This window comes from Leclercia sp. G3L (genome assembly GCF_021117075.1).
In the GTDB taxonomy this organism is placed as follows: domain Bacteria; phylum Pseudomonadota; class Gammaproteobacteria; order Enterobacterales; family Enterobacteriaceae; genus Enterobacter; species Enterobacter adecarboxylatus_C.
Window position 1 is genome coordinate 193024 of record NZ_CP088263.1, and the last position, 16421, is coordinate 209444.

Genomic DNA, 16421 nt, shown 5'->3' on the forward strand with positions numbered 1-16421 from the left:
TTATGGACAAGATTGCACAGTTTACTGTAATTAATACTTATAACGATCTACTTATTACAAAAGGCACACTCGATCGCAACATTGAAGAGATCAAGGCTGGAAAGCGTTTTGATCATTTTGAAGAAGGGCACGATCAATACGTACAGAAGGTAACTGACGCTTTACAGCTCGTGGAGGCTCGACTGGAGAACCTTAAAAAATGAAACATTCTCTTTTTTTTACTCAGGATGGTTATTTACTGCCATCATCCGTAAAGCCTATCTACGGTAAAGATGGACACTATTACGCCGTTATCACCCGTGAGTGTTTTGAATGCGGAGGGACTGGAAAGATTGCGAACGCCGTCTGTGTGACATGCAATGGCTCCAAAACGTCTCCAGCCACAGAGGAAAAGCTGGTACTGAAAGAGTGCATTGAATTCCTTGAAACTATCCCGGAACTTCGCTGCAATCCCGATCTTGAAGCCTGGAAACGTAGGCACAGCGAGCAGTTAGCATTGCTGCAAGCTGACAATTCTAAGTTTGCAGCAAGCATTGCACAGCAGTTAAACAACAATCTCTTTTTAACAGTCCGTCAGTTGGAGTCTTTCTACTCGACATACCAGCCTGTTTCTAAAGCTTTTTCAGAAAACGCCGGTTTTCCAATTGAACATTCTTTCAACATTGGTGATGTAGTTAGTTTTGATATTATTTTGGGTATCCGGAATTTCTGGTTGATAAAATGTCAAAGATGTAAAGAAGAAAATCTTTCTCAGCGGATTATCTGATTGATCCTCTTCAGCCTACTCTACTGCCAATTTTCTGTTTCCACCTTCGCCTGAGTCTTCATAGCGATGCTGACTAGGGAGGACAGCGAGAGCTGGGCAAGCGTCAAAGCGGTTCTGGTTCATGCGCAATCCGGACACCTGCACAACATTCCTCTTGTAAGAAACCGATCAAATTCTCTAGGTGCCCATACTCGGGTATACAGACAATCGTGCGGCTATGTTTCTCCTGCCGGATCAGCCCTACCTTGGCCATGCGCGCAAGGTGATGTGATAGCGTCGAAGCAGGAATACCCAGCCCCTTCTGGATATCTCCGACCGAAGCCCCATCATGGCCAGCTTTGACCAGAAAGCGGAACACGGACAGTCGGTGACTATTCCCTAGCTCAGCTAAGCTGGCTGCAACCTTTTCGTGATCCATAGCACGCCCCAATAATTCGATGTTTCTAGAATTATAGTTGACAGGTCGGATAAACGCAAGTAGGCTGCGTACATCATTTCGATAAAACTAGAAATATAGGAGTAATATTGAATGTCACCTCAACTCCAAGACGCTCTAGGCATGTTCGCCTTTCTCGCTATCGAGCTATCGGTTTTATTCATTGGCATTAGCTTGCTGGTCGGAGTTCTTCAACGTCACATCCCACCATCCAAGGTGGAAGCGTTACTGACTTCCAGTGGGAAGCGAGGCTATTTTCTTGCTGCTGGTTTAGGAGCTATAACGCCCTTCTGTAGTTGCTCGACTATCCCCATGTTGAAAGGGTTGATTCAGGCACGGGCCGGTTTTGGGCCGATGATGGTGTTTCTTTTCACATCTCCGTTGCTGAATCCTATCGTCGTCGGCCTGCTGGTTGCCACGTTTGGATGGACACTTACTGCTATCTATGTGCTCGCCGCTTTGGTGGTCGCGGTAGGTGCCGGATGGCTGCTTCACACGCTTGGCTTCGAGCGTTATGTGCGCCGGACGGCGACACAAGAGAGCAGTGGATGTAGTTCATCAGCAAGCCCGTGCAGTGCTACATCGACCGCATCGAGTTGCGGCACCAACAGCTGCGACACCACTCCGAAGACGGCTTCTTGCGGGGCTGATAGGAAGACAACAGTCTCTACGTCTAGCGAATGCTGTGACAGTCAACCCACTGTCACGGTTAAGAAAGAAGGGAAGTACAATGGTGTGTGGCGGGAAGCTTAGTCGGACTTTATCGATGTGTTGCCTTACCTGCTCATCGCTATTGCGATTGGCAGCGTGATCTATGGTTTCATGCCCACTGACTTATTGGAGCAGTATGCAGGCCCAGATAATCCCTTTGCCATTCCAGTTGCCGCTGTCATCGGCGTGCCGTTGTATATTCGCGCTGAAGCCGTCATACCTCTGGCAGCGGCTCTGATGGCCAAAGGCGTGGGTGCCGGGACGGTGCTTGCGTTGATCATCGGCAGTGCCGGAGCCAGCCTGACTGAGCTCATTCTGTTGCGCTCTTTGTTCACGCTGAAGCTTTTAGCGGCGTTTTTAGCAGTCATTTTTGCTATGGCGATGATTGCCGGTTACGCCACCTACCTGTTTTTCTGATCAAGGCGGGAGATGATTAATTCGTTAAGCCTTCCTGGTTACCAGTTGGTGGATTCTGATGAGCAGAATGAAGACATACATTTTCGGCTTGAAGCACCTACACCAGTAGCCTGCGAGGGGTGCTGCGTGCAGGGTGAGTTCGTGCGGTTCGGCAAGCGTGATGTTCCCTATCGTGACCTGCCCATCCACGGCAAGCGGGTCACCCTCTGGGTAGTTCGTCGCCGGTACACCTGCCGGGCCTGCAAGACCACCTTCAGGCCCCAGCTACCGGAGATGGTGGACGGCTTCCGCATGACGCTGCGGTTGCATGAGTACGTGGAGAAGGAAGCCTTCAATCACCCCTACGCCTACGTGGCTGATACCACTTATCCATAGTATAATGAATAATAGTAGTTAAAGTAGTTTAGGAGGGGGATATTAGGGAGGTTTTTACTTTAAATAAAAATTAACAAGGTCTATAATTTATAGTAGTTAAAGTGGTTAAAGAGAGGTGGGAGGATTTTTTATTTCTCCCTGAATCAAAATAAAGAAAGAAGGAATCGAATTGTTAAAACAAAAGGAACTAATGGCAAGGGTTAAGGAACTTGTCCAGTCAGATGAACGAATATCTGCTTGTATGATGTATGGCTCTTTTACAAAAGGAGAGGGAGATCAATACTCTGATATAGAATATTACGTTTTTCTAAAAGATGATACAATTTCCACCTTTGATTCAGCAAAATGGCTAAATGAAGTCGCTTCCTACACTTTACTCTATCAAAATGAGTACGGTACGGAAGTAGTAATTTTTGAAAATCTAATACGTGGTGAATTTCATTTCCTTTCCGAAAACGAAATGAATATTATTCCTTCATTCAAAGAATCAGGCTACATTCCTGACACAAAAGCAATGTTTATTTATGATGAAACAGGACAACTAGAATTGTATTTATCAGAGTTGGAAGGTCCGGGACCAAATAGACTTACAGAAGAAAACGTAAATTTTTTATTGAATAATTTTTCCAACCTATGGTTAATGGGGATTAATGTTCTTAAAAGAGGGGAAAATGCACGTTCACTGGAACTTTTATCTCAATTACAAAAAAATATACTACAACTCATTCGAATTGCGGAAGAAAATGCCGATAATTGGTTTAATATGACAAAGAATCTTGAAAAAGAAATTAGACCTGAAAACTATGAAAAGTTTAAAAAGACTACTGCCCGATTAAATGAATTAGAACTATATGAAGCCTATAAGAACTCTTTGCTTCTCGTTATGGAACTTCGAAATCTCGTTGAAAAACAGTATCAATTAACCATTAGCGATGATTTTTTAGGCAAACTGTTTAATTATATGAACGAATAAATAAAAAGCCTGTATCTCAAGTGATAACTAAGATACAGGCTTTAATTGTTATTTACTTTAAATACATGTTCTCAAAGTGAAAGTATTGATTTTAATGGATTTTTAATAGTTTACTCTTGATAATATTGCGGGCCTGGACGAGAAGACGGTACGCGACATTTTCAACGCCCGCGCCGAATTCCTGGGGCGCTGGCACCGCTTCGAGACGCCCCGCATTCTCGGCATTGACGAGTTGTACCTGAACAAGCGCTACCGCTGCATCCTGACCAACATCGAGGAGAGGACCCTGCTCGACCTGCTGGCCACCCGCCGTCAGGACGTGATGACCAACTACCTGATGAAGATGAAAGACCGGCAGAAGGTCAAGATCGTCAGCATGGACATGTGGAATCCCTACCGAGCAGCGGTCAAGGCGGTGCTGCCACAGGCCCGCATCGTGGTCGATAAGTTCCATGTGGTGCGCATGGCCAACGATGCCCTGGAGAAGGTGCGCAAGGGCCTCAGGAAGGAGCTGATGCCCTCCCAGAGCCGAACCCTCAAGGGTGACCGGAAAATCCTGCTGAAACGCGCTCACGAAGTCTCAAACCGGGAACGCCTCATCATGGAGACCTGGACCGGCGCATTCCCACAACTGCTGGCCGCCTACGAGCACAAGGAACGTTTCTACGGCATCTGGGACGCTACCACACGGCCCCAGGCAGAAGCCGCCCTGGACGAGTGGATAGCCACCATCCCGAAGGGCCAGAAGGAAGTCTGGAGCGATCTGGTCAGGGCTGTAGGCAACTGGCGCGAAGAGATCATGACCTACTTCGAGACGGACATGCCCGTCACCAACGCTTACACGGAGTCCATCAACCGACTGGCCAAGGACAAGAACCGTGAAGGACGTGGTTACTCCTTCGAGGTGATGCGGGCACGAATGCTCTACACCACGAAGCACAAGAAGAAGGCCCCGACCGCGAAGGTCTCTCCGTTCTACAAGAAAACCATCGGTTACGGACTGCCGGACTTCGCAGAGGAACTCAACTACGGGGTCGATCTATCAACCATCTGATAATGGTATCAGGTTGGTGGGGTAAAGGTGCCCCATCAACCATTAAATCCGTATACCCATTATTTTTACAGAAGTGCGAGCTGCGTTTTCAAAAGGTTCTCATAGCTATTTTTTTACTTTTACAGGCAAAAAGCAGAATGATGGATTCGCGTTGACTGGTAATGTTCAGGATCACGTTTTATTGGGGCATAGCTATCATCTTTCGGGAAAAGTGAGAAAGATCCACTACTTTGACTCAGTGCCCTACGCATTACTGACTGTGTTTAAATTAACAGCATAGCCTGGTGTCTAGTGACCGGAACTCCCAAATACAGGCCGTTTTTACATTAGCCACCGGCTTTCTGCACTGTCGTGCCGACTCACTCACGTCAAATCTGTTGCTCACGCATCGGGTTTTTACCCGGTTTTACACTCCGAAAATAAGCCGATTTATTTTAAATTCAACACCCGTTATTAACTAATCTTTTAAATTAAAAATGATAATCTTATTAATTATATTTTTTAATTTTTTGTCTCTTCTTAACATATAGGTTAAGGAGATTTTGTTAAAACGGAGTGATATATGCAAAATGATCTTGGACTTGGGTTCATCCGCAAGTCAGCAAGAACGTCAGCAAAAATTATTTCCCGAAAAGTTACTTTTCCGCTCGATGACTTGGATAATGCAAAGCTAACGCTAACTGGCCTACAGTGTCATCCATCCTGCCGTTTTCCATTTTACCAGCTGTCTATGCTTATCCATAACCAACTCGCTGAGCACGGCGTCATTTCTGCCGATGAAAACGCACCGTTCACTGTATCCATAAGCATTCACGAGTGGCTGAGTCGTGCCAGAGTGGCATTTATTGATTATCACGGTCTTCGTAATAGCGATAAGACGGTCATGATCACACGCGCTCATCTGGAAGAATTGCTTACTTACTTGTCTACGACATTGGCTGTTTATGTCCCGTATTCAAAGAAGCGACTAAACTTCAGCTTCCTGACGTCCTTCACTCTGGTCAAAACATCGCAGTCTTATACGTTAACGTTCCCTGGGGTACTTCGTCCGTTCCTGATGTTGCTGGGGGGATTAATTCAGGAATTTATGACGGAAAAATTATTGAAGCGACGGAATGCCCAGTTTGTCATCTTTGATTATTTGCGAAAGTCCCGGCGCCATTCACACAAAATTACCGATATCGTGAATGATCTTCAGTTGCATACAGTGAACGTACGAATCATGAATGTCCTTACCCAACTTGCAGATCAGGGGTTCATATCGTTTATATGCGAAGGTAAGAGAGGGGAGCGATCAATTGAAGAGCTTCAGTTTATTCCCTATGCCAGCCGTGACCATTCCGAAGTGCTGAGCTTCGAGGAATGGATAAGCCCGATCGACTAACTACTGATCGCCGCTCAACGAAGGACGGCCAGAATTTCTATTTCCTTCTTACGCGACTTTGATTGACTGCCGACAGACCGATAAGCGTTGTGAGTATGAATATCAAAACCGCGTTCTTCATAGAGCTCCAGCGTAAAGGGAGTCATGCTGTTGGATATGGCCACTGAGGCCCCTTTACGATTAGCATCCACCAGCATATCCGCCAGTTTAACATGTGCGCTCTTATCGAACGGTATACCATCATAGCTTACAAAGCTGGTTTTACTGATTTTGTCATATGGCGGATCGCAATATATTTGGTCACCACCACCTGCAAACTCCAGCGTCTGACCAAAATCTGCGGTTTTCAATTCAACGCTCGAAAGCCTGAATGAGAGGTAATCAACCTTCTGGATATCCAGACTGAACTGGTATCGCTTTCCCCATGGAACTGAGAACTTTCGCTTCAGGTTGTAACGACACAGACCGTTATATCCGAGTCGATTCATCGCGTAGAAAATGGCTGCTCGTTGTAGCGGGGCATCATCAAAACTGGTGCTGTTAAAGGTATTACGCAGCACGTAGTAATCCTCTTCTTCAAAATGCCTTTCCGCCAGCAGCTGCACTTCTCTGATGAATGCCGGTTTATTTCGCTGTATGTTGCGGTACAGATTGATTAGGTCCGGGTTGCTGTCTGCCAGGAGAGCCTCGGTGGCAAACATGTTCAGAAACACGGCGCCACCGCCGATAAACGGTTCAACCCAGCGTCGGCTCTTATCATGTGGGAAGTGCTTACTGAGGAACGGCATCAGTTTGGTTTTACCCCCCGCCCATTTGATGATTGGTGTATGTTTTCGCAACGAGTCTTCTCCGTTCAGCTTTATCGGTATGCCACACTTATGGTACCGAAAGGCGGATTGCTACCAATAAGGTATGAGCAGGAAAAAACGTGGCTTTTGTTAACGAGATTGTCATTTCGACACATTTTTTAATTTTTTTTCACTTCTCAGAAAAAAGTTTATCCTTTACGAATTAACCATAACCATCTGTTTTATTTGAGTTATTTTTTCTTTTTGTTCTGATCGCCAGAACAATTTTCCTCGTTCAATTCGGAATAGACCCAAAAAGTACCTTTTTAACGAAAAAGTGAGATTTTTTTTTCCGGTAGTATTCACGCACAGATGAAAGGTATGACAAAAAAGAATTCAACGGAGTATCTATGAGTGATCTGATGACTGATTCCCAACAGCAAACTAACTCACGGGTCTTTAAATCCCCACTCGTGTCTTTTTCAACAGTGACCGGTTCCGGCCGATTCGTCAGTGGTATGAAGCAGTTCCGCGACGCGAACCCTGACCTTTGTAATGAAGTCACTGAACAGAAAGCATGGGCTATCAGCCCAACCGTGGTTCAAATCACGGAAGGATTCAACTCCCGTGAGATGGGAATGGGGGAAGCTTATTACCAGTTGCCAGAAGTCGCCGATCATCTCAATAACATCAAGAATGCGTACATCCGGGGTGATTACGTAGACCCTATCCGCGTTCTGATCAAAGACGGCATTCCGTACGTTCGCCAGGGACATTGCCGTTTAAAGGCTGCTTTGATGGCTGTGGCAGAAGGGCATTCTAACCTCACCATTCTTTGCATCGAGATGAAAGCCGATGAGATCAGCTGCGAATTGACAACGATTGACGGAAACCGTGGCTTGGCTCTTTCTCCTGTGGCTTTGGGTGAATCCTACCGACGTCTTCAGGCGCTGGGTGGATGGTCGCTTGACCGTATTGCCGAACGTGAGGGAAAAAGTAATACCACAATTGCTGCTCTTATTCGTTTAACCGGCTGCTGTGTCTATCTCAAAAAACTGATCCATGCCGATGCCATTTCCTATGTAGCAGTCCTGTCCCTTATCGATGAGTTCGGTGAAACGGAAGCTGTTGCGCGGATCGAAAAGATGATCGCAGACCTTGAAAAGGCTGATTCAAGCGGTATCCAGATTAAGAAAACGCCACGCGGGCAGATCCGTGTTGTCCCTTCCGATTTTAAACCCGCACGTGTTCCACCAGTTCTCGCTACAAAAGCCGTCGAAGGGGTCAAACTCATTACGACGAGTCTATTGCAGAAACTCGGTGATATCGAGTTGCCGGAGGTGACCGACTCCAGCGAAGATGAAGAAATTACCTTTACGCTGAACCGGAGCATGCTGGAGATGCTCAAGAACCTGCAAAGTGAGATTACGGAATCAGAAAACAAGCAGCTTCGCCGGGCCGAAAATCGGCAAGCCCGATTGAAAGGGGAAAAAGTGACTTACAAAACCAAGAAAAACGATAAAAATGGCGGAGAACCGCAATCCGAAACACCCCCAGCACAGGCTTAAATGAATTATTTCAGAGTGTGAGAAGACTACAATAAGAAGTACGATATTTTAGAGCGAGCCACCCAGGCTCTCCCCCCGTTGCCCCTACTATGTAGGGGTTTTTTTGTCCTGTCTCCGGCCCGTTTCTTCTGATTAAAACCACATCTGTCTTTCTGACTTTCCGCAGTGTTAATTTCTCCATTTTCATGTCAGCCAACCTATTAGCTTTTTGTTCAAGGTTGTTATCCTGGTATCAGATAAACCCTTCAAAAAGGACTGGTGCTATGTCTGCTGTTGAATCTGATTCCCTGCCAATGGGTGCCCCTGGGAGTTCTCTGGTTGCTTATATGCCTCATACTGGCCTCCTTATTAACGACGATAACTTCCTGCCCGAAATGCGGGAAGAGCTCGATGTCATTAACAGGCAGGTCGAATCATATAACGATGAGCTTAGCTTACTGAGGTCCATGTCCGCTCAGTTCCTGAAATGCGGGAATCAGAAGCTCTATTCATACCTCTCCGGATACAATCATCTCATTTCAGAAGCGGATGCCAGCTACGCAGAAAACGCGCTGCGTTCAGAATACTGGAAGAGGGTCATGGCCCTGACCGATGTACTGTCTGTGATGTCTGACGAAAAGAAGAAAGAATGGGATAAGCAGTTTACTGCTGACCGTTACCACCTTCCTCCTCAGGAGATCCCTGATTTTACACTCGATGCTGTTGTTACCACGGTTGTCGCGTTGCTCAATGACCGGCATCAGTTCATTAAAGATCGTGTCTATGCCGTCTTTCAGTCATTAAGCCGTCAACACAAAACCAATAAAGCATTTGGCTTCTCTACTCGCATGATCACCTCCGGCGTATGTGAAGGCGTGAAAGACAAATGGGTAAAACTGAAGGTTGAGTTTAAAGAATCCGGCCTCATGCCACTTTCGGAGTTGCGGGTGATCTGTTCTTATTTCCGGGGCGAAACAGTTAAACCGGTCTATGACACGAAAAAAATGGTTGAGAATATGGTTGGTCATGTTGGATTCAGAAACTGGATCAGCCTGGATGGCAACAGTATTCGTTTTCGGGTCTACAAAAACGGATCGATGCACATTGATGTGCATCCTGATATCGCCGAACGGCTTAACAACATTCTTGCTGCCATCGTCCCTCTGGCTCTGCCTGCTGAACGCGTGGCCCATACCAAAGCGACGTTGCAGGAGTTCCCGGCACTGAAACGCTGCATCGATTTTCATTCACGGATGCAGCTTGCAGAGCTGGATTTTACCCAGAATGAAAAGGAATGGTCCAGCTGGACATCGCTCGGCTATGCCGGTGAGAACGCTGATAAAACGCGGCAGGTGAACGCGGATGTTCTGCGATTTCTCGGTGCCCGAGTGACAAGCTACCATGTGACGTTTGATTATGACCCGACCGAAGTGATGCGCTTCATCGGACATATGGGCGCCATGCCTGATATTAAATCCCACCAGTTTTATCCGTCGTCGGCGCGACTCAGTGAATACGTCGCATCCATTATTGCGGCCGGGGAGGGGGAACGGCTGCTGGAGCCCAATATTGGGCACGGGGATTTGCTTCAATGTTTCCCGAAAAGTGTCAACGTAACCGGCATCGAACTGGATACACTGAATTGTCTGGTCTCCCGGGCTAAAGGTTACGAGACCACGGAAGCCGATTTTCTGGCCTGGTCGGCGGCGAATCAGATTCAGAAATTTGATTGCGTGGTGATGAACCCTCCTTTTGCTGACAACCGGGCTAAGCTGCATCTGCTGGCCGCTGCGTCTCATCTGGTTCCCGGCGGGCGTTTAGCTGCCGTCCTGCCTCTGTCCCTTCAGGGGATCGATAACCTGCTGGGCGAGGGGTTCAGGACCGAGTGGATGGATACCTTCGATAATGAGTTTGACAACACTGCCGTCTCCGTCCGCGTTCTGTATGCAGAACGCTTTTAACTGAAGGAAAGACTATGTCCAAAAGTTCGCCTGTCTTGCCTGAGGACCGTGATGATATTGAGTTTGTGATGGATGATTTCCAGCGGAGCCTGGGGAAAAGTAAACCAGTACGTGAAGTGCAATTTCTGGGAGAGTCACAGCAAAGTGAAGAATCTGCGAACTCTGCCGATTCGCCCTGGTTTGAAAGCTAATCTATTCTGATGGCGCCGTGCTGATTTAAAATGACTCCCCGGCAGTGAGCGGGGAGTTATTACAACTTTTACCTGTACTGAACAACAGTTCCGGCTAAGGTACAAACGGGTATGAAGAGCTGGACATCAACATGATGCCAGTAAGGCAGCGGCACCCTGTACCCTCCCTTACGATGATGGACAATCATCGCCTGTTGCTGACATTTCACCTCATTTAATCGTCCTAATTTCTGCTTTTCCTATTTCTTCTCAAGAGAAAAGTTACTTTTCTTCCACCGTAATCAGCCCTGTTGAAGTTGCCTTAACTTTCGTTTTGTTCTGACCCGACAACATTGCTATCACGGCAACATTTAAAAGTTTTATGCCGTGAAATACCCCGGCTAACCAGCAAGCCCAGGTGAAAAGATTTCGTAAAATAGGGGCAAATACATCCCGGGAGTATCACATGCGTAAAATTCTGACAGGCTGTATCATTGCCACGGCCATAGCTTCAGTTTATCCGGCGGCGGCTCAGATTTTCAGCTATTCGTATACTGACACCAATCAGCTGGCAAAGACGCTTAAGCCTGCCACGCAGAGCTACCTTAATCCGGCAAGCACAATGACCCTGAATCTGATCTCCGGCCTTGACCGATACGAACGAGTGAGTGTGACCAGGGACAGTGACAAAAAGGTCATGTATTCCGCAGTGACAGGAAAGATAAGCGTCGCAGATCGCATTGTTGCCGCAGACGGCACGGAATATTACGGAAAGGACTTGGCGTTACCCGCACTCGGTGAAGGGGCCTTCACCGTCATCAACGATACTCTGGATCTCCAGCAGGCTGTCGTCAGCTCTTCAACGTATCATTTCACAATCGACACTACAGCGCCAAAGTATACCAGCATCTACCCGAGCCAGAACGCAGGCTATGAAATGGTCCTGAGTGGCCCAGTTTGGGGGCTTGGGCGCGGAGGATCTGGCCAGTTTTCCATCTTTGCTGATGGAGTTGATGATGCGAATGGCATAGACAAGATCCGTCTGGTCATCAAGCGCGGAAATGGCACAGTCGTGTCCGACAATACACTCAGTTACGATACGGCGGCAAAACGTGCCTTTTACCCCTGGATCAAGGACTCGGTCACTCAACCCGGTATGCCCACCAGCGATCTCAATGAAGAATTTACCTTCAATTTTATCATCACAGATAAAGCCGGAAACACGCTGAATATTCCGCCGCAGCGCTTTTTATTTGATGACCAGATAGGTGAATACACCCCCTTTGCGGTTCATGACTCACGCGTCAGTACGAGTGTGGTCCCGGGGATCTCTTCAGGGTACGTCCCGTTTGTTCGGGGGCTATCTGTACTCGAAAACCCATACCGTATGGTCATCCGTATCCCCCGAACCAACTGGAAGCCATACCGTAACGGCGGCATCACCATTCTTAACAATTATGGCGGTGCTAAGGTTATTTCAGAAGACACGACCTATGTGTACGTCGAGGTGAAGCTTCCCCAGGGCGCTCTGGATATAAACTACTATCGCCCAGTGAACACGTACCAATGGTCCGGAGGCGATCTGACTCAATACGCCTCCTGGCTGAACTGGGACCCGGCTTCGGTAAAAAGTCCTGCATGGGGGAGTCCGGCGATTGAGCGACAGATGTCCGATGGTACCTGGTTTAACAGCGTCAATTGGAAATACTTCAAGGCTTCAGATATGCCGGTGAACCTGACCCAGATCCGTTTCAATGTGCAGGCAAGGCCCTACGACCAAAAAATTACTGGCGGTGCCACCTGCAACATCCCTGCCGGGTCAACGTCGTGTACCGTCGCCCTGACACAGGCGATTACAAACGGCACCACCGGCTATCTGCATAGTGGTTATGAGGTACGTTCCACAACAGAATCCACCTTCTTCATGCCTATCTGGGAAAACGTCGTCTGGCATACGCTGGGGCCTTCGGTCACTGGCTATGACTACAATGATACGACCAACATCCTTCAGGTTTACATCAACCAGCCGGGAGACGGATCGTATTTCGATACCGTTAAACTGAGCCGGGTGTGGCTGTCCGACAAATCCCGCAATAACGCGGATATCAATGTGACCGGAACACTAACGGGGCGTAACACAGCAACCGGGAATTATACATACGAGTTCAACCTGAAACTAATCCCGGAGGGCAGCTATAACGTGCAGCTCAACGCCCAGGATTCGTTCAACAATACGGGTAGTCTGGACTATAAGACTGTGACGGTCGATAACACGCCGCCGTCCATCAGTATCAGCTACGAAACCAAACCTATCACCAGCAGTGTAACGGTGTATGGACTGGAGAACATTCGTATTCAGCTCGCAGATACCCTGACCAAGCCCTCTTTAACGCGAATGACGCTTCGCGGTGGCCCGGTATCTGATGCTGTTGAGTTGTCGTGGGTAAACCTCGGAAATAATCTTTATGCCCCGAATTACCCGAAGATCTTTCCTTCACTTAACGACGGCGAAACTTACACGCTTACCGTGCAGGCCAAAGACGAGATGAACAACGTTAAAGAAAGCGCCGTCGAATTTAGTTACTTGCCGAACAACCTGGTTCGTCTGGAAAACCTTAAGACCATCTCCGTTAGTACCGCGCTGAAAACGTCCGATGACACACCGCTGGCGGTTCTTTATGCCAGCCAGCTGCGTAAGAAGGACGGGTCTATCGCAACCGGGAAACAGGACGCGATACTGACGGTGCGTAAGGATGCAGCCTTCGGCGTCACGGTGAATGGGGTTTCCGCAGCTCCTGGGGAGAGCAAAAATGTTCAGTTGGATCTGGGTCTGGGTGACAGCCGCAGCTTCCCTATTTTTCCTTCGACTTCCGGCGTCGTTGGAACTTCTGAATTTATGCTGAATATAGAGGAACTGAAGTAAAAGCAGGGTAGGGTGGCCAAGTCCGGGCCACTTCTTTCTGTTGTTGTCGCCGCAATGATGATTATCCAGATTCCGGTCACAGGGTTATTCACCGTTTTTGTGGATAACCTTCCGTCCCATCAGTAAAACTGCGAATGACACAGGCCTGCCACTCGCTGCGGGTTTGCTCATAAAACTACCCGTCAGCGTGGATCAACATATCATTCACCCGGTATAGTGGATACCCTTCATCCGGCACGCGATTCCTGCGGCCAGCGCCTGTCATGGTGATGGATGCAGGGCCACCAGCTGCAAACACAGGTTCAGCCTGGGATTACACTATACCGGGCGACGTTAACCTAATTCGCGGCCATGATGTCAAACAGCGACGGACTGGCGGGGTGCGTTTAACTACTGTGGCTATAAACAGACTGGTCTTCCCATGACTCACTCTCATTTTCTAGGGGACCGGTGATCCACTTTGCGGAGCGTGAGGCTCGGGAGCGAAAAGCCCATGCCTCGTCAGGACCGATAGTGACGCTTTCCTCCGTCATTGAGGCGTTTTTTGGCATTCGCTTTACGCCGGTACAGAATGACGGTAACTTTTCTAAGGCAGCGGATGATTACAAACGCAGTCTCTCAAAACTCGTACAAAATGGAGCCCCAAAAGAATGAAAATTAGCACGGGCATGATGAAAAGCAATGCACCGCTCATCATTCTGATTTGTTTAATGATCGCTTTTTCCGCCTATGTTAAATCATGGTCATTGTTATACACCTTGCTGGCGGCAACAGTCTCACTCACAGTCATGATCTCACTGCCTTTTATCGTTTCGCCTCTACAGCACTCAAAATTTATAGCCTTACGAATTTTGCGTTTACTAGTTATTACGCTTTGGACGATTGGCCTTGTCGGCGTCTTCTTTTCAGTTGTTGAACGTCTTGTATGGGTTAATGCGGACAGCTATCCGGCATGGCTGGCGAAGGAACTGGATTCTCCGGCCATCACGGATGGTGAAAATTTTATTAAAGCAACAGAGTCTTTTGAGAAGATCTGCGGGAAAAATAAAGGCTATCTTAGCGTTGTCACCAAGCATAACGGCATATTTATGCGCTGCGATGATAGCTTGTCTTTCGACTCCTGGTGGAAGGGTGTCTACCGGCTTAAAACCCCTGAGACTCGATGATATATTTCTTTAATGCTGCGACTGAATGGTCATCTTTTAGTTAAGACCTTTACGACGATATCCGCCCCTCCACTGTACCGGGTGCTGCTCCCCCATCAGCTACTGGTACGCGCTTTAAGTCGCTCCACTAAACCGGGTTAAACTTTCACTTCAGCATCATCACGTTAACAGGGTTGTACACCATTCGCTATCCACTATACCGGGTACGGTTTCCTAACCGTGACGTCATGCTATCCGGAAAGATGACACTGCCACGATCCACTATACCGGGTAAACCTTTCCACCCAGTACCACCACATTCCCGGTAACCGATTAGCAGTAGTTCTCATCCACTATACCGGGTACGGATCACATTTCTGTGACTCCACTGTACCGGGTATAGATCACATTTTTGGTGAAAAAACACACTAAATATTCAGTGTAAGGCTGAAGAGGAGGGGCTGCATCGTAATTTTAGGCCTGACACTACCCGGTGTAGTGGAGATCCATTGTACCGGGTAAAGCAGAGTGGAAAGGAGAAGAATGTCCACTATACCGGGTAACGCAGCCACCCACGCGGCAGGCAGGTGCATTATCCGGCATCGGTCATGGCTTCATGTTTCTCTTTAGAATATTCAGTACGTAATCGCCGTTTTCTTTGTCTATGGAGTATTCCAGAAAACCGATCTCTTTAAGCTGGCCCAGCGCCTTTTTAACCGTGGCATTCTGGTTACCGAGGTGTGATGACAGTTGGAGTCGTCCACGAAGCCGATCGAATCCGATGCGGTAAAAGGTGCTCGGCAGCTCAGCCAGATACAGGTACAGGGCCTGTGCGGACTCCTTACGGGCCAGTTTTTGCAATGTCTTCAGGTAGAGTCGGGTTTTACCGTCGACGCGATACAGCGTATTGAGCTTCGAATTTGGCTTGATGATGATTTTTCCCGTGGAACTGTCGTAATACGTCGATTCCACCAGGTGCATGTTTATCGTTATCTGATCATCTGTACCGGGTATTTTCTTAATAAATGAAATGTTGGTCCGGGCTATACGCGTCAGCGAAGCATCAAAGCGCTCTTTCAGTTGTTTATCAATGCGCTTGGTATCAAACCCACAAAATTTTGCAAACTCCGGAAAATTCAGCTCCAGCTGACCTTCTGAATCAAGCGGCCGGTTAGACAACGCATAAACGATCCCACACCATGATTTGAAATCGGTATCCATATCGAGACGCGGCCCGTAGATTTGGATCTGGCTGTAACCTTCACCCTCTACAATAGATAACCTTGATAGCGGCTCAGTGGCATCGATATGATGGCTCTTCCTCCCCCCCTTGTCCGTAGATTTCAAAGTCGGCACAAACACACCTAGGCGGAGTAAAACTTTCGGTTGAATGGTCTGTTTTAATGTGGGAAAGAGTTGTATAACTTCCCCTGAATCTTTTAGGGACTCTTCAATGACGAGAGATAACTTGTTGTTATTACTTGACATATTGGGAGATCCGTTTTGTGCATAAGATCTACATCCTACCCGCTATAGTGTATCGAATCTACCCGGTATAGTGGATTATGCGCCCGGTACAGTGGATGGATTACCCGACATAGTGTATTTCTCCCCCTGTACAGTGGATGCTGATCCGCTGAGAGGCCCGATATCACTGGGCTGCGAGGATCGTTATTCCTTTTTGATCTGCTATTGATCCTCTATTGATCTTTATTATTATTCTATCCTGTTGATAACTATGCTCTGTCACGTATTGAATCATCACGATCAA

General features: G+C 47.6%; 12 protein-coding genes and 3 pseudogenes. 12 read left to right on the plus strand and 3 right to left on the minus strand.

Annotated features, from left to right (window positions below; all coding sequences use genetic code 11):
- Nucleotides 1-2: 2 nt before the first annotated feature.
- Together LRS40_RS00995 and LRS40_RS01000 are read left to right on the plus strand one after the other, a co-directional pair.
- Nucleotides 3-203: a hypothetical protein gene (locus LRS40_RS00995; protein ID WP_000357614.1), complete on the plus strand. Its 201-nt coding sequence runs from the start codon at nucleotides 3-5 to the stop codon at nucleotides 201-203.
- Nucleotides 200-766 (plus strand): hypothetical protein, encoded by a 567-nt coding sequence (locus LRS40_RS01000; protein WP_223417146.1) that lies wholly within the window; start codon nucleotides 200-202, stop codon nucleotides 764-766. The genes LRS40_RS00995 and LRS40_RS01000 overlap by 4 nt, the downstream gene beginning before the upstream one ends.
- Nucleotides 767-869: 103 nt before the next feature.
- On the opposite strand, the gene LRS40_RS01005 is transcribed toward LRS40_RS01000, so the two are convergent.
- Nucleotides 870-1184 (minus strand): helix-turn-helix transcriptional regulator, encoded by a 315-nt coding sequence (locus LRS40_RS01005; protein ID WP_000349485.1) that lies wholly within the window; start codon nucleotides 1182-1184, stop codon nucleotides 870-872.
- A 111-nt stretch (nucleotides 1185-1295) separates the two neighbouring features.
- Here LRS40_RS01005 and LRS40_RS01010 point away from each other — a divergent pair.
- The 5 genes and pseudogenes from LRS40_RS01010 to LRS40_RS01030 all read left to right on the plus strand — a co-directional run bounded on the left by LRS40_RS01010 (nucleotide 1296) and on the right by LRS40_RS01030 (nucleotide 6116).
- Nucleotides 1296-2330 (plus strand): annotated as a pseudogene (locus tag LRS40_RS01010) (permease).
- Nucleotides 2331-2342: 12 nt separating this feature from the next.
- Nucleotides 2343-2696: pseudogene (locus LRS40_RS01015) on the plus strand (transposase family protein); the annotation flags it as partial.
- Nucleotides 2697-2874: 178 nt separating this feature from the next.
- Complete coding sequence (gene lnu(G) / locus LRS40_RS01020) at nucleotides 2875-3678, plus strand: lincosamide nucleotidyltransferase Lnu(G) (protein WP_136655517.1); 804 nt, start codon at nucleotides 2875-2877, stop codon at nucleotides 3676-3678.
- A gap of 130 nt (nucleotides 3679-3808) precedes the next feature.
- A pseudogene (locus LRS40_RS01025) lies at nucleotides 3809-4732 on the plus strand (ISL3 family transposase); the annotation flags it as partial.
- A gap of 562 nt (nucleotides 4733-5294) precedes the next feature.
- On the plus strand, nucleotides 5295-6116 hold the full coding sequence (locus tag LRS40_RS01030) for a hypothetical protein (protein WP_001178650.1): 822 nt from the start codon (nucleotides 5295-5297) through the stop codon (nucleotides 6114-6116).
- A gap of 14 nt (nucleotides 6117-6130) precedes the next feature.
- Here LRS40_RS01030 and LRS40_RS01035 read toward each other — a convergent pair whose 3' ends face one another.
- On the minus strand, nucleotides 6131-6904 hold the full coding sequence (locus LRS40_RS01035; RefSeq protein WP_005046551.1) for a Dam family site-specific DNA-(adenine-N6)-methyltransferase: 774 nt from the start codon (nucleotides 6902-6904) through the stop codon (nucleotides 6131-6133).
- A 410-nt stretch (nucleotides 6905-7314) separates the two neighbouring features.
- Between LRS40_RS01035 and LRS40_RS01040 the strand changes: the two genes are divergently transcribed.
- The 5 genes from LRS40_RS01040 to LRS40_RS01060 all read left to right on the plus strand — a co-directional run bounded on the left by LRS40_RS01040 (nucleotide 7315) and on the right by LRS40_RS01060 (nucleotide 14671).
- Entirely contained in the window at nucleotides 7315-8472 is a 1158-nt protein-coding gene (locus tag LRS40_RS01040) for a DNA-binding protein (RefSeq protein ID WP_001281654.1), read from the plus strand.
- Between the two features lie 263 nt (nucleotides 8473-8735).
- Nucleotides 8736-10412 carry a DUF4942 domain-containing protein gene (locus tag LRS40_RS01045; RefSeq protein ID WP_001277090.1) on the plus strand — a complete coding sequence of 559 codons (1677 nt, stop codon included), beginning with the start codon at nucleotides 8736-8738 and terminating at the stop codon, nucleotides 10410-10412.
- Nucleotides 10413-10426: 14 nt separating this feature from the next.
- On the plus strand, nucleotides 10427-10603 hold the full coding sequence (locus LRS40_RS01050; protein ID WP_000047134.1) for a hypothetical protein: 177 nt from the start codon (nucleotides 10427-10429) through the stop codon (nucleotides 10601-10603).
- Between the two features lie 445 nt (nucleotides 10604-11048).
- Nucleotides 11049-13505 (plus strand): Ig-like domain-containing protein, encoded by a 2457-nt coding sequence (locus tag LRS40_RS01055; RefSeq protein WP_001226764.1) that lies wholly within the window; start codon nucleotides 11049-11051, stop codon nucleotides 13503-13505.
- Between the two features lie 650 nt (nucleotides 13506-14155).
- On the plus strand, nucleotides 14156-14671 hold the full coding sequence (locus tag LRS40_RS01060; protein ID WP_052247328.1) for a hypothetical protein: 516 nt from the start codon (nucleotides 14156-14158) through the stop codon (nucleotides 14669-14671).
- Nucleotides 14672-15256: 585 nt separating this feature from the next.
- On the opposite strand, the gene LRS40_RS01065 is transcribed toward LRS40_RS01060, so the two are convergent.
- Nucleotides 15257-16138 carry a RepB family plasmid replication initiator protein gene (locus LRS40_RS01065; protein WP_000097746.1) on the minus strand — a complete coding sequence of 294 codons (882 nt, stop codon included), beginning with the start codon at nucleotides 16136-16138 and terminating at the stop codon, nucleotides 15257-15259.
- Nucleotides 16139-16421: the final 283 nt, after the last annotated feature.